Raw genomic sequence first — 13,595 nt, 5'->3', positions numbered from 1 at the left:
CCTTCACTTGCCGAGTAGTGATTTTGTAATTTGATAGTTTTTCTATTGACATCCAAAAGGGCTTATTGATATTTTTTCTATCAATCCTCTGAGGGCGCACGGCAAAACCGGGCCCGCCACCCAGAGCGGCTGACCGTGATGCGCGAACATCCTGGCCAGCCTGACCAAACCCAAGCTGGTTGGAGCTCGGATCATGGCTGATTCCGACAATACCACAGCTTTGCCTTTCGTCATCCAAGGAGGACGAAAGAAGGGCAGCGCTGTGGATGACGATGCGAGAAGTAATGGCGTGGCACATGCCGAGCGGCGCCCCGCGCATTTCCTTACGCCATTGGATCCTTGTGTTGTCCTGCTGCAGGATTGGGAACAGGCACACCACATGGCCTTGGTTTTGTGCCGCCTGCAGCAGCGCCTGGAGATAAGGATCAGGAACGCCCTGGCTTCCTCGGAAACCGAAGGTGGCCTCCAAAACGACCAGAAGCGCCCGCCGCAAGCATCCGTACCGACAGCTCGTCAGACACGTTGGGACGAGTTCGATCGCGAGATCGGATACTCGCGAGCCCGTGCCGCCGAGGCGCAGGCCATCGAGGCTGAAGAAGAGATTGTCGACGCTGTTGCCGACACACCCGCCCAGTCAATCGCCGGGGTGATCGCAAAACTGAAGATCATTGTCGGCGGTGGCGAGACCATGGCGGACACATCGGCGTTCCCCTGGCCGCAAATCCAGTCGACCTTGGCGGATCTAAAGGCATTGGGCGAAAGCGGGTTGGACGCAGAGACCTCCGGTCTTCGCCCATCCGTGTCCGCCGCCAAAAAAGCCACCAAACACCATCCACGGCGAGGCTGAGCGCATCTCGGGATCGCGGGAGGCGAGACCGCGATGTTGCACGGCTAGATGCCAGGCGTCCTCGCATTCGCCGCCGAAGCAACCTTTTTGACAAGAATGGGAGAGAGAAAATGACTTTTGGGAGTTCTGTGCTTCAGCGGTTTGCGCCGATGTGGAGGGCATTGCTTGCGTTGACCTTCGCCCTGCCCTGCGGCGCGACCATGGCCGAGACGACGAAGGAGCGTGTCATGCGCGAGGGAAAGATCGTCATCGGAATTCACAACCGGACCCCATGGGGCTTTCGCGATGAGGCCACTGGCGAAGCCAAAGGATGGCATCCGGACCTGTTGAGGGCTGCCTTCTCCGAACTTGGCGTCAAGGAACTCGATATCAGGGTAACCGAGTTTGGCGCCCTTATCCCGGGGCTGCTGGCCGGCCGCTTCGATGCGGTGGCTTCCGGTCTTTCCATCACGCCGGAGCGCTGCAGGCAGGTCGCCTTCGGATCTCCTGATCTGAAGGTCCATGACGCGGCGATCGTGCTGGCCGGCAATCCAAAGCGGATCCATGGCTTCGACGATATCGTGCGGCAAGACATCATCATGGGTGCGGGCCGCGGCAGTGTGTCAGTCAGGAATGCGACCGCAGCCGGCGTTCCGGAAAGCCGCATGCTGCTGTTCCCCGACATTGAGGCGAACATCTCTGCCCTGCGCTCCGGCCGCGTCGACGTGACGGTGCTGTCTTCTCCTACCGCGATCGGGCTGTTTTCGAGCGGTAAGCTTGAGGGTCTGGAAAGCGCCACTCCCTTCGTGACGACGGATGAACAGGCCACCTATGCAGCGGTCGCCTTTCGCACCGAGGATCAGGATCTCAGGGCGCTGTGGGATGAACGGCTTGCGGCACTGACGAAAGATGGCACGGCCCGCAAGGTCATGGCCAGATATGGCTTTGGCGAGACCGAGATCGTTCCAGAAACCGTCACCGTTGAGAAGCTCTGCGGTGGCAGCATGGCTGGTGCCGCAAAATGAGCATCCTAGAAATTTGGCTCGGCATCCTGCAGGGGTTTCGCGTCACCGCTCTGGTGACGCTCTATGGCCTTGTCTTTGCCATCCCCTTCGGCCTCGTTTTCGGCGTCGCCCAATATCTGACCAAGGGCCTGGCGCGCTTCGTGGTGACATCGATCATTGAGTTCTGGCGCAGCTCCGCCGTCATCATCCTGCTCTTTGTATTCTATTACGCCCTGCCCATCGCCGGTCTGGCACTGTCGGCAATGACAGTCAGCGCCATGGTGCTGGGCCTCAACATTGGCGGCTATGCGAGCCAGGCGGTTCGAGCCGGCCTGCAGGCGTTGGACCGCGGGCAGAAGGAGGCTGGCCAGGCATTGGGTTTGTCGCGGTCCACCATCCTCCTGTGCATCGAGCTGCCGCAGGCGCTGGTGGCGATGAGCCCGACCTTCATCAACCACATCATTCAGCTGGTGAAGGCGACATCGCTTGTTTCATTGGTCACGCTGACCGACATGACCTTTCGCGCCAAGGAGATCTCACAGATCGAATACGACCCGGCGCCGATCTACACCTCGCTGCTGCTGGCTTACTTCATCGTCTGCTATCCGATTGCGCTGTTCGGTCGATGGGTGGAACGGCGTATCAACCCCGCAAGGGAGGCGCTTCGTGCAGTTTGATCCCGCCTTTGCGCTTTCGACGGCGCCAACCATCCTCGGCGCCATCGGCATGACGCTGCTGGTGGCAGCGGTCAGCTGTCTTGGCGCCTCCGCTATCGGTTTCGGCTTCGAGCTCGTCAGGCGTTCGGGCGGTGTGGGAGGCCTGTTCATCGGGTTCGTCATCGACTTCATCCGGGCAACGCCGGTGCTGGTCTGGCTCTACTGCCTGTACTTCATTCTGCCCTTCTACGGCATTCGCCTCGGCGCGCTAACCACAGGCATGATCGGGCTCAGCCTCTATTACAGTGGTTATCTCGCTGAGGTGTTCAAGGCGGGTATCGACGCTATCCCCAACGGTCAGGCGGAAGCCGCCAAGGCGCTCGGTCTCGGCAGGATCGATGCAACCATCTTTGTCGTTGCGCCGCAGATGTTGCGCAACATCGCAGCGCCCATGGGCAACTACTTCGTCTCGATCCTGAAGGCGACACCTTATCTTGCGGTGCTTGCGGTGCCGGAGATGCTGGGTCGTGCCTTCGACATTGCATCCGACACCTATCGTTATGCCGAGCCGCTGATGGTTGCCGGTCTCATCTTCCTCGGGCTTGCACTCCTGATTTCCCAGGTCATCAAACGGCTTGAGGTCCGCCTGCTTGGGCCGACAGGCAGATAGCCCACCGTCTGGCAACCCAGCCGCCGGCAACATCTTAGCTAAATCATAGACCTAGCTCGCTCCTTTCAGGCGAACTGCAGAGAAAATCCATGACCCAGACAGTCGATAAGCCTGCCGTCCAGATATCATCGCTCAACAAATGGTATGGCGCCTTCCACGTGTTGAAGGAGGTCAGCCTCGTCATCCCTAACGGATCCCGCGTCGTCATCTGCGGGCCCTCCGGTTCGGGCAAGTCCACCCTCATCCGCTGTCTTAACGGGCTTGAGGCCTATCAGCAGGGAACGGTGACACTCGGGGTGATCGAGGTCGGCGCCAACAGCAAGCAGACAGCTCTCGCTCGTCGGCAGACCGGAATGGTGTTCCAGAGCTTTAACCTGTTTCCGCATCTGACTGTATTGTCGAATTGTACTCTCGCACTGCGGCGGGTGCTTTGCATGCCGCGCAACGAAGCCGAGAGCCTGGCTCTCCATTTCCTCGAAAAGGTCCGCATTCCCGAGCAGGCCAACAAATATCCTGCACAGCTGTCGGGCGGGCAGCAGCAGCGGGTGGCGATTGCGCGTGCGCTCTGCATGAACCCGCGCCTGATGCTGTTTGATGAGCCAACCTCCGCTCTCGATCCGGAAATGGTCAAGGAGGTGCTCGACGTCATGACCGGGCTGGCTCACGAGGGCATGACCATGATCTGCGTCACCCACGAAATGGGTTTTGCCCGCGAGGTGGCCGACCAGGTAGTGTTCATGGATCAGGGCAGCATTGTCGAGCAGGGCGAGCCGACAGCGTTCTTTTCGACGCCGAACCACCCCCGCGCCCGGTCTTTCCTCAACACGCTGTTGCACTGAGGGTGGAGGCGACATTGGCGAACGAGACACGCATCTGGACGGACGTCGATTTCCGCAGGGACGGCAAGCAGGTAAGTTGCCTGCGGCTGCCGTTTTCGAGCGACCGTTCAGCTTATGGCACCATTCCAATCCCGATTATCTGCATCAGAAACGGCGATGGACCGACCGCACTGCTGATCGCTGGCAATCATGGCGACGAGTATGAGGGTCAGGTTGCCTTGGGCAAGCTAGCCCGGCAGCTTGATGAGCGCGATCTCCGTGGCCGGATTATCCTCCTTCCGGCATTGAACTATCCTGCCGTAGACGCAGGCAGACGGGTGTCGCCGCTCGATGAAGGCAATCTCAACAGGATGTTTCCAGGCGACGCCGATGGCTCACCGACGCAGATGATTGCCCATTACGTCTCGACGGTGTTGCTGCCGCTTGCCGACATCGTCATCGACCTGCACTCGGGCGGCACCTCGCTGCTTTACCTCCCCTGCTGTCTGATCCGGGTCGGCAAGACCGAAGCCGAGACGGCAAGGCTCGTTGAACTTATGCATGTCTTTGGCGCGTCCATCGGCTCGATCAGCGATGGTTCGGGCGGCGGCGGCGCCACGACACTCTCGGCGACGGCACAGATGCTTGGCATTCCGGCACTGACCACTGAACTCGGCGGAGGAGCGTCAATGTCCCGGCAAGGGGAAGCCCTCGCGCGCAACGGGATCCTGCGTGTGCTGAAGCACATGGCCATCTTGCCCGACGCCATCGTCGAGCCGGCCGCGAAAACCCGATCCATGCGGGTCGATGGCAGGCAGGCGTTCACCTATGCGCCGGTTGGGGGCATATTCGAGCCGGCGGTGGCTCTGGGCGACGAGATCCAGACTGGAGACCTCGCCGGCATCATTCATTCTGTTGCGGAGCCGGCAACAGCGCCAAGATCGGTGCACTTCGGCCAGTCGGGTGTTGTCGCTTGTCAGCGGGCCCTTGCCCTAACAGAGCCTGGGGACTGCCTGTTCAAGCTCGTGGTGGACACGCCACTGTCCAATCCTTGGATCTGATTGAGACATGGTCCGGAGGCTCCAAGTCAGGGTGAGCTTGCTTTTCCGATGGTGGTTCCGCGAATGCTTCCGCTTGCCACCTATGAGGCGCAGAGGATGGCAATCTCGCCCGTCATTATCGTTTCGGGGCCAATGCGCCCCTGGTGGAAGGCGCCGGTGCTACGGAACCCGCAGCTCAGATAGAGAGCGCAAGCTGGTTCGTTTTGAGGGTTCACTGACAACATCAACTGCAAGATCTTCGGACGGTTTTTAGCCACCCAGTGCGCTGCCTGCCTGACACTTGTTGCGCCAAAGCCCCGGCGCTGGAACTGTCGGCCAATACGAAAATTGTGCAGTGTCATCACGTCTAAAGACGCCCAGACAGGGAGCGCCGGCGCCTCTCTGAGAACGAAGAAGCCAATTGCATCGTCGCCGTGATGCACGATGAAAGGGTAAAGAGCTTCCGGATACGGGCTGTTACGAAGGCGGTCGAAAATCTCCCTGACATGTCCGCCCGAAAACTCCCGCTGATCTGCGTCGAGATGTAGCCCTGCGACGAGATGCTCGTCGGACAGTAGAAGCGCCCGGAGGTGCAACTGCATCTGCGGCGCCTCCTAATGTGCATGGCCCGCGGCCTCAGTCGCGCGAACAGGTGCAAGAACGACCGATGGATGGAGCACTGGCCCTTCTATGCTGTAAAAGCGTCGGGTGCCTTCCAGCGCCGCCTCAGTGACCTCGATGAGTGCTGCGACTATCTCGCTGTCGTCGAGCGCCAGTTGTTCGCCCAGAACCTCCACTGTCCAACCCAGCGTCCGCAGCCTGGCTGGCCAGAATGCCTCACACACGACGCTGATCTGCCTAACTCCCAATTGCAGGCTGGCTTCCATCAAGCCGCAAAGCACTTCGCCTGCCAGGCGCGCGGATTTGCCTGTGGCACGGTGCGGAAATGCAATGAAGAAGCGGGTCCATTCGTAGATGGCGGGAGCGCGGGGCGGATTGCCCTTGGCGAGATGGGGAAACACGTCGCCAAGGAGATGTGGTCGGGTTGATGGGATTAGCCTTGATCCTCCTATGACATCGCCAGAACTATCCAGAGCAAGCAGATAAATTGCATGCTCGGTATCAAATGCGTCCATCTCGATATCGATGGGGCGTGCAATTGACTGCCACTGTCGTTCGACGACGTAGATTTCATGACGCAGCCGAAAATGCTGTTCCATCTGTTGCTGAAACAGCTTCCTGTTTGACCAGTCGACGATGAATACGCGGCGCATGGCGACCTCCTGCCCCGTTTGTATTTGGCCGGCGGGTTAGTCGCTATCGCCAGATCTTGTCATTGCCTGCCTGGATTTCGCCAAGGACGATTGCCTTGGAAACGGCTCGCGAGACGTTGTTTGCGCCGAGCTTTTCGCGGATGTGGCGGAGATGCGATTGCACTGTGAATGTCGATACGTTCAGGATAATCCCGATTTCCTCAGCGGTCTTGCCCGCGGCATTCCACTGGAGAACCTCGGCTTCGCGAGGTCCCAGTATTGGTCCGCATTCGACGTCAAGCAGCCCTTCCAGCCGACAGATCGTTTGAAAGGCTTTCACGCAGAGGACTTCAACCAGGGGGCGCGCCACTTGAGACAGTTCTAGTCTTTCCCCGGCTGCGGTCACGACGGCAGGCCCCCGGAAAGGGATGTGGATCGGAACGCAAAGTCCGTCTTTCATGGCGAAAGCCCGGGCTTCATCCATCACCAGCTTTGCGCGCGGTGACATGGGCTCGAACTGCAAGTCGCTCCAAAGAAAGGGGAAGGCTCGATGCCTGCATCGAGCGACACAAGGGTCATGCTGAAAATGCCCCTCTTCGACATAACGGCGAAACCACTCCTGGCGCCAGCCATCGCAAAGTATTTCGCGGTGCCACTGTCGATCCTGGGGTACCGGCAGGCCAGTGATCAGGAGATCAGTGAAGCCAAAGCGCGCCAGATGGCCTTTGAGGGCTTTCAGGACATCGGAAGTTGCACTGACCTGCGAGAGGTCATGGGCCGCCTGGACCAGTTCAAGGATTAGTCTTTCTTCGTCGAGACGTATCGTGGGCCTCCCGAATCGTGGACAGAATGGTGTAAGAAATCATATTTTTGACGGCCGAAAATGCAATGTAACGAAGGTACTATTGAAAGGAATGTATCTAATAACTAGAGGTCTTTGCAGACGGGTTGGTCAATAGCCTAAATTTGTCTTAGGGGCTTCTTTTTAAGAATCCTCAAAATTGTCATCTGTTTTCTTTGCCGCTGCGATCGGCGCGGCTTCAGTGTCGAGCTCAGTGGGGACGGCAATCAGTTCCCATCCGTCGACGCCAAGGGTCCGTGCCAGGATCTCCAACGTATCCAGTGTTGCATTTCGGCGACCTGTCTCAACGCTGCTTACATAGGCCCGCGAGAGACCCGACAGAAGCGAGAGGCGCTCTTGCGACAGCTCTCTGTCTCTCCGCAGCCGGCGTACGTTAAGGCCCAGTCGATGTCGCAGGTCCATACGGTGCAACCTCTCCATTGTTCATTATAGGATGGCACACTTTAGGAGTCATTTTGATTGACTTCAACCGACATGCCTGATTGAAGTCGAGTGGCATGAACTCGCTATGGTGAGAGTTGAGATGAAGCAGTTTTCTCAGAATTTGATGGTCAAGCTTATCAATTCTGAAGTGCGTTTGGAGAAATCGAACAGAACGGCTATCCGGTTTACTCCACTGGCCCTGGTGTGGGGAGCCACCAGCAGCGCCAAGTCTTTCCCGGAGGCTCGTTCGTGACAAGCGTAACGGGCTATGCCTGCATAAGGTGCGACGCGCGTTATCCCGCAACACTGGCGATTGACTCGAGGGGTTGTCCGCTTTGTGCGCCGGTCGCACCTGCCAACCTGGCGCCGATATATGGTGAGCAGTCAGACGTCGGCCGGGCCTTTTCAGGGGAGGAAGCCGGTGGTTCGTCGTTGTGGAAATATATCCAAAGGCTACCTTGTGCATCCAAGGACATCGTTAGCCTGGGTGAAGGCCAGACACCTCTGACCCCTTGTTCCCGGATAGGTTCATCATTGGGCGTGCCCAACTTTGCCATAAAGGATGAGAGCCGTAATCCGACTTGGTCGTACAAGGATAGGTTCTCGACGGTAGCGGTCTCGATTGCGCGGGCGCAGGGCGCGAAGGTAGTTGCCACGGCATCATCGGGCAATGCAGGCGCTTCTCTTGCAGCCTACGCCGCAAAAGCGGACATGGACTGTGTCGTGGCGACGTTTGCGGGCACTGCCGGTCCGATGCTGTCCCAGATCAGGAAGCATGGGGCCATTGTCCTTACGCTGGCCAACAAGGTTGACAGGTGGAAGATCCTTGCCGAAGCGCAGGACCGGTTTGGCTGGTTTGTTACCTCTCCTTTCAGCGCACCTGTGGTGGGTAGTCATCCACTTGCCATCGAGGGCTATAAGACGATCGCATACGAGATTGTCGAACAGAGATCAGGCAATGTTCCAGACTGGTGTGTCATGCCGGTCTGCTATGGCGACGCACTCTCTGGCGTGTGGGCCGGGTTCAAGGAACTTTTCCACGCCGGTCTCATAGACTGCCTCCCGAAAATGGTGGCAGCGGAGGTCCACGGTTCCCTGACGGCCGCACTCGCCGAAGGGACGGATCAGGTTGCGGAACAGGAAGCCAGTTTCGCCTCAATCGCCGTTTCGATCGGCACGTCGCGTAGTACCTATCAGGCGCTCCGGGCACTTCGAGAATCGTCAGGCCATGCGGTTCAGGTATCCAACGATGGCCTGGTCGACATGCAGTCACGCCTCGCCAGGAGCGAAGGAATTTTTGCAGAACTGGCGTCCGTTACCCCTCTCATGGCGATAAGGGCCCTGACTGATCGCAGGATAATTGCCGCAACCGATAGCGTCGTTGCAGTCGTTACTGCTGGCGGCCTCAAGGATCTCGATCGGTCGACCGACCCTGGGGCAGACTATGGCGCATTCAACACAACTGAGGATGCCTGGAACTGGTTCCTGAAGGGCCACGGAATGGCCTGAGGGTAATTGCCTTGAGCTGCCGGGGCCCCGCACATTGTCAGCCGTCGGTCTGCTGGAGGCGCAACACGTCATCAAGGCTGCGCCGCCCCCAGTCAAAACGTGTCCACGCAGTCTCTGGTCTGGGTTCGATCCTGGAGATTCTTGTGGGCGCGCTGGATGCTGGGGTCCTCCAACCAGGCAAGGTGGCGAGCCAAATGTCGCTGTAAACTGTGTCTGCATGCCGATGGCCTTCATCCGGCAAGATCACGGCGACCCGCGCATCGGGAGAGGTTTTGCTCACCCACTGACCGACAAGGGCTGCGGCACCGCTGGTTGGGCCCATGAACATTCCATGCTGTCGAAACAGACGGTGGGCAGCATGAAATGCCGGGTAAGCCCCAACCCAGTGAATCTCGTCTATGAGCTCGTGGCGAACATTCCTGGGAAGAACGCTGTTTCCCAGGCCCCTGAGAACGCGTTTTCCGAGCGGCTGTCCAAACAGGATGCTGCGATGCGTGTCGACGCCAATGATCTTGAGATCCGGAAACACAGATCGCAAGAACGTGCCGGTTCCGCAAAGTGACCCTCCGGTACCGATGCATCCGACAAGGCAGTCTATCTGGCCCATTGCGCGCACAAAAAGATCGGCTAGACGCGCGTATGCGAGCCAGTTCCCGTCGCTGTCATACTGGCGGGTCCAGAAGGCGTCCGTCTCCTTTCGCAGTATGGTGTTCAGACTTTCGAGCCGACCGGTCTGATTGCCATCGCCTCGGGGATCGTCGAGGGCGATGACTTCAGAACCAAGGCGCTGAAGTCGCGCCTGGTACTTAGGGTCCATCAGGCTTGAGGCGGTGACCAATGTCAGTCGATAGCCGCGGGCTGCGGTGAGAAGCGCCACCGCCATGCCAAATGTGCCCGATGTTGTTTCGACTACATGCGCTCCGCTTTTGAGCTCGCCTGCTGCTTCAGCCCGGTCGAGGATGAAACGGGCTGGCATCAGTTTCATCAACGGAAAGGCTGCCCCGACAAGGTTGTCGGCCAACCGGGCCATTCGGGGCGTCTCGAGCGCCCTGAAATAGTCTGCGTCAATGCTCATCTGCCCCTCCTCTCGGGTAGATCGGCTGCACTGAAACGTCTCTGAAACCGACTGCGACGGCTGCTTCTGCAATGTTGCGGCTAGCGTCGGCCAGGCCGTATGCCGTAGCGTCCAAGAGAATACCGATCAGAGATCCGCTATGGGCGACTTGCACTCCGCAGGCCCGATACGCGTTCGCAATGCCAATGGCAGTTTCGAATTGGTCCTTGGCGAGATGACGTTGACTGATCTTTGCACTGAGGCTGGCTGCCTGACCCAACAGATATGGGTCCTGATGCCTTATTGCGCGGGCTGCCAACCCTCTCAACATTGCAAAAGTCTGGATCTCTTCGCCTGAATAGCGAGCAGGAGGCAAAACGAGCGTATCGACCGGTTGCCCGCCATTTGCCTTGAAGCCTATGACCCAGAGCGGCGGCAAGGCGTCACCGAAATGCTCGATCACCGTGCCTTCGCGCTGGGCAAACAGAACAGCCTGGTCCTCATAGGCTATGGCGTCGCTTGCTATCTCGGCTTCGACCGCCAAACGTGAGACAACCGAAGGTCGAAGCATCGTCGTAAATGCATCGGCGACAGCGCGTATCGATGCAACGACATCGGCCGTGGAGGAGCCATATCCATGGCCTACAGGAATTGTGCCTTCCACCGTGAGAAGGCCGCCCTGATTTTGGCGGTCCAAATGCCTCAGAGTGAGGAGCGCTGCCTTTGCCGCCTTGGTCTTTTCCGGCGGAACCACGCTGACCCCTTGCCGGTCAGCTCTCTGAAAGATTGCGTGAGAGCCCATGTTGCGCAGTGGAAGCGTGACCAGTCCGCGGTGCAGCCGTCCCGTTTCATCCTGGAATACGCCCTGAATCAGTTCGCCGTGATGTGCACAGGCCCGACCCTTTCCGTCGTGTTGGACAACATTTGGCTGAATCGGGTCGGGATACGATTTCGCGAGCCCTGTCATCACTCTTCTCCATCGCAACATCGAGCTGGATGAAGAATTTGATCGAGGAAAGCGTACACGTCACTCGCCACATTTGGCGATTGCCGGACTTTCAGAATAGACGACTATGCGATGGCGGCCAAAAGCGGAGGTCTTCGTCACTATGATGGGGGCAAGATCCATCGCCGTGACGACTCATACAGCGGCTAAATCAGGCGTATTTCAACTGATTTCCGGCAGACTTTTCCCGCTGCAAACCAGCAGTTTTTATTTCGCGACCAGCGGCGCCGCAACGGTCATATAAGGCTCATGGGCAGAGCTTAGTTGGGACCAAACCGTGACAGCATCTGCGTGAGTTGTACGTTCTGGAATCGAAGGTGCTCGGCCAGTAATTGTTTCAGGCGCTTGTTCTCTACCTCAAGAGCTGCAAGTTCATCCGACGAAACTGATCCTGCGACAGGCGTGGTTTTTGCGCTCTGATAATCGCTGGCTCGCTTCGACCGTTGGCTGCGTTCGACACGCCTTTTAGCAGGACCCTGCGATTTCAAACGAGGTTTCGTTGAGCGTACATTTTCTTGCACTGCCGCCAACGATGCAGCCTCGGGATGTTCGGTATCAGCGTCGGGCAACCCGTCAGTCGCCAAAATACCAGTTGCTGTGCTGGTAGTTTGAACAACGTCAGCGGCAGCGTCTGCTTCGTCTGCAGCCTCGAACGCTTCGGGTAACGTCACTGCACCTGCGATGACGGTATCGGGCTCGTGGCCCGGAAGAGCCAGATTGGGGTGCAGATCTTCGACTTCCCTGGTCAACGCCTTCAGATCAGTGTCGTCCCAAATCGAGTTTGTCTGTGCCTTTGTCCGGCGCCGAGGCGATTTGAACTCGACAACGAATTTCCGCTGTGGCGTCTTCATGATCAATTCCAGGTAACTTTCCAAAGTGGCAACCGCTCGTCAGCGCCTTGCCACCTGATTTGGACATACAGCAGGCGGCTGTCCGCGGCAACGGACAGCGTAAATGGCAGTGCCACTCACCAAAGTTGCTGCGCGTCGTCAAAAGACGTCGCAACTCAATAAGCTAGTCGCGAACGCTCTAGTTCATTCCAAGCCTTTTGCGCAACTCGAGATTTTCCGCCCGCAACTTTTCGGCCAGAAGTAAACGAAGCCGCTGGTTCTCCGCTTCGAGCTGAACCAACTCGGCCAGCTCGTGGCCGCCTGAAGAAGCCTTTGCAACCTTTGAAGCAGCGGGTTTCCCATTTTTCTTGGCGACAGGCTTTTCATGGCGCTGCCACAGATAGTAGGTCTGCATTGAGATTCCTGCGCCCTTGACTACCTCTCGCAGCGGGCCCTTGCCTTCAGCGATTTGTGCGCTGATTGCCTTGAGTAGATCGGCTTTCTCACTTCCGCTGTATATCTTGCGTTTGGTGCTCTGCGTTTTTGCTGGTGCTGCTTTCGGTGCAGCATGAATGGTCGCGGCCGCAGTTTTCTTGCGCCTCGGTGTCTTCTGCTTTGCAGCAGCAGTTCCCTCAGTGGGTTCGCCGGCCGCAGCCGGTGTATTGTTCTCGTCAGCCATTTGTACCGCCCTCGTTTGACAGCGCATTACTCGAACGAGTGGCAAATAGAGTCAACACGTCAGGAAGAATGTCCTTGAGCTAGTGAATGCAAATGCAACCTCACTAAGCCTGATGCGATGGCCAGGACCGTCAGTTCAGTTTCTGCCTTCCAAATTTTCTGGTTCACTGCGTGGGTAATGAATTACGTAAATCAGGCCCGTATATGCCGACGCAGCGTGCATATCGTCAGATAATTCCCTTATCTTTCGCGATCGAAACGGCCTGTACCAAATTGGCCGCATCAAGTTTCTTGCGGGCATTGTCGAGATAAAACTGAACTGTTCGGTATTGAAGGTTTGTGATTATCGAGATTTCTCGCATGTACTTACCCTTCGCTGCCCACTTCAAGCATACCGCCTCTTGAGATGTAAGGGTCAGCGAGCAACTCATGAGATCGCTGTCGCTGATGGCTCGAAGCCGATGGTGAACGTACAGAACTGCCTGTTCCGCGCGCGCTACATTGGCAGACGTGGGAAGCAGGCTTTTCTGCCTCGCAGAGGTGAGTGACAGCATCAGGATGCTGCCGTAGCTGCCAAGCACCGGAATAGACAATCCTGAGCATAGTCCGTACTCCTTGGCCATGGAACGAAACCGCTTTTCCTCGGTCGTCAGACAGCGACTTGGCCAGTCCTGGACGGACCAGGTGAACATTTGCATAAGGCGCTTGGCGGTCGTTACGACTGGATCGATACGTGCAAACTGGTTCCGCAGATAGTCATGCTGCCACTCAAGCGGATAGCTGTTGATCGTTGAAATCTCCTTTGACGTTATCTCGAAGTAGGCAAAGCGTTCGTAGCCGCATGCAAGCGAGAATGACTTTAACGCTCCGCGGATCGATCGCTGATCCTTCGAAATGTCAAGCGCATCGATAAGCGCCGTGATCTGTCCGTCCAAATGAATTCTCCGGGATCAGAGATTGTTGCGT

Annotated in this window: 17 protein-coding genes; 8 read left to right on the top strand and 9 right to left on the bottom strand. The window is 57.8% G+C overall.

Annotated features, from left to right (window positions below; genetic code table 11):
* Window positions 1–193: 193 nt before the first annotated feature.
* The 6 genes from B015_RS32345 (at window position 194) to B015_RS0129075 (ending at window position 5,035) form a co-directional block, all read left to right on the top strand.
* Complete coding sequence (locus B015_RS32345; protein WP_157632956.1) at window positions 194–847, top strand: hypothetical protein; 654 nt, start codon at window positions 194–196, stop codon at window positions 845–847.
* 110 nt (window positions 848–957) lie between these two features.
* Window positions 958–1,851: an ectoine/hydroxyectoine ABC transporter substrate-binding protein EhuB gene (gene ehuB, locus B015_RS0129095; protein WP_245262436.1), complete on the top strand. Its 894-nt coding sequence runs from the start codon at window positions 958–960 to the stop codon at window positions 1,849–1,851.
* On the top strand, window positions 1,848–2,507 hold the full coding sequence (locus B015_RS0129090; protein WP_018431295.1) for an amino acid ABC transporter permease: 660 nt from the start codon (window positions 1,848–1,850) through the stop codon (window positions 2,505–2,507). Before ehuB ends, B015_RS0129090 begins: the two co-directional genes overlap by 4 nt.
* Entirely contained in the window at window positions 2,497–3,156 is a 660-nt protein-coding gene (locus tag B015_RS0129085; protein ID WP_018431294.1) for an amino acid ABC transporter permease, read from the top strand. The genes B015_RS0129090 and B015_RS0129085 overlap by 11 nt, the downstream gene beginning before the upstream one ends.
* An 89-nt stretch (window positions 3,157–3,245) precedes the next feature.
* Window positions 3,246–3,995, top strand: a complete 750-nt coding sequence (locus tag B015_RS0129080; RefSeq protein WP_018431293.1) for an amino acid ABC transporter ATP-binding protein — start codon at window positions 3,246–3,248, stop codon at window positions 3,993–3,995.
* A 14-nt stretch (window positions 3,996–4,009) separates the two neighbouring features.
* Entirely contained in the window at window positions 4,010–5,035 is a 1,026-nt protein-coding gene (locus B015_RS0129075) for a succinylglutamate desuccinylase/aspartoacylase family protein (protein WP_040457474.1), read from the top strand.
* A gap of 80 nt (window positions 5,036–5,115) precedes the next feature.
* Here B015_RS0129075 and B015_RS0129070 read toward each other — a convergent pair whose 3' ends face one another.
* The 4 genes from B015_RS0129070 to B015_RS0129050 all read right to left on the bottom strand — a co-directional run bounded on the left by B015_RS0129070 (window position 5,116) and on the right by B015_RS0129050 (window position 7,531).
* Window positions 5,116–5,616 carry a GNAT family N-acetyltransferase gene (locus B015_RS0129070; protein WP_018431291.1) on the bottom strand — a complete coding sequence of 167 codons (501 nt, stop codon included), beginning with the start codon at window positions 5,614–5,616 and terminating at the stop codon, window positions 5,116–5,118.
* Window positions 5,617–5,628: 12 nt separating this feature from the next.
* A complete protein-coding gene (locus tag B015_RS0129065) occupies window positions 5,629–6,288 on the bottom strand; it encodes an acyl-homoserine-lactone synthase (protein ID WP_018431290.1) in 660 nt (219 codons plus the stop codon).
* A gap of 43 nt (window positions 6,289–6,331) precedes the next feature.
* Window positions 6,332–6,955 carry an autoinducer binding domain-containing protein gene (locus B015_RS31885; protein WP_245262443.1) on the bottom strand — a complete coding sequence of 208 codons (624 nt, stop codon included), beginning with the start codon at window positions 6,953–6,955 and terminating at the stop codon, window positions 6,332–6,334.
* 297 nt (window positions 6,956–7,252) lie between these two features.
* Window positions 7,253–7,531 carry a helix-turn-helix transcriptional regulator gene (locus tag B015_RS0129050; RefSeq protein ID WP_040457469.1) on the bottom strand — a complete coding sequence of 93 codons (279 nt, stop codon included), beginning with the start codon at window positions 7,529–7,531 and terminating at the stop codon, window positions 7,253–7,255.
* A gap of 121 nt (window positions 7,532–7,652) precedes the next feature.
* On the opposite strand from B015_RS0129050, the gene B015_RS33475 reads away from it, so the two are divergent.
* Window positions 7,653–7,805, top strand: a complete 153-nt coding sequence (locus B015_RS33475) for a hypothetical protein (RefSeq protein ID WP_157632954.1) — start codon at window positions 7,653–7,655, stop codon at window positions 7,803–7,805.
* 179 nt (window positions 7,806–7,984) lie between these two features.
* Complete coding sequence (locus tag B015_RS31880) at window positions 7,985–9,061, top strand: threonine synthase (RefSeq protein WP_280657987.1); 1,077 nt, start codon at window positions 7,985–7,987, stop codon at window positions 9,059–9,061.
* 37 nt (window positions 9,062–9,098) lie between these two features.
* Here B015_RS31880 and B015_RS0129035 read toward each other — a convergent pair whose 3' ends face one another.
* From B015_RS0129035 to B015_RS0129015, 5 genes are all read right to left on the bottom strand, one after another.
* The gene (locus B015_RS0129035) at window positions 9,099–10,136 is read right to left on the bottom strand and encodes a PLP-dependent cysteine synthase family protein (protein WP_018431284.1); all 1,038 of its coding nucleotides are present in this window, start codon (window positions 10,134–10,136) and stop codon (window positions 9,099–9,101) included.
* Window positions 10,126–11,082: a hypothetical protein gene (locus tag B015_RS0129030; RefSeq protein WP_018431283.1), complete on the bottom strand. Its 957-nt coding sequence runs from the start codon at window positions 11,080–11,082 to the stop codon at window positions 10,126–10,128. Before B015_RS0129030 ends, B015_RS0129035 begins: the two co-directional genes overlap by 11 nt.
* 299 nt (window positions 11,083–11,381) lie before the next feature.
* Window positions 11,382–11,972 (bottom strand): hypothetical protein, encoded by a 591-nt coding sequence (locus B015_RS0129025; protein WP_026227874.1) that lies wholly within the window; start codon window positions 11,970–11,972, stop codon window positions 11,382–11,384.
* 178 nt (window positions 11,973–12,150) lie between these two features.
* The gene (locus tag B015_RS0129020) at window positions 12,151–12,630 is read right to left on the bottom strand and encodes a hypothetical protein (RefSeq protein WP_018431281.1); all 480 of its coding nucleotides are present in this window, start codon (window positions 12,628–12,630) and stop codon (window positions 12,151–12,153) included.
* Window positions 12,631–12,856: 226 nt separating this feature from the next.
* Window positions 12,857–13,564, bottom strand: coding sequence for an autoinducer binding domain-containing protein (locus B015_RS0129015; RefSeq protein WP_018431280.1), 708 nt, complete (start codon window positions 13,562–13,564; stop codon window positions 12,857–12,859).
* Window positions 13,565–13,595: the final 31 nt, after the last annotated feature.

Source organism: Hoeflea sp. 108, from assembly GCF_000372965.1.
Taxonomy (GTDB): domain Bacteria; phylum Pseudomonadota; class Alphaproteobacteria; order Rhizobiales; family Rhizobiaceae; genus Aminobacter.
This window is presented reverse-complemented; position numbering and strand designations above follow the sequence as displayed.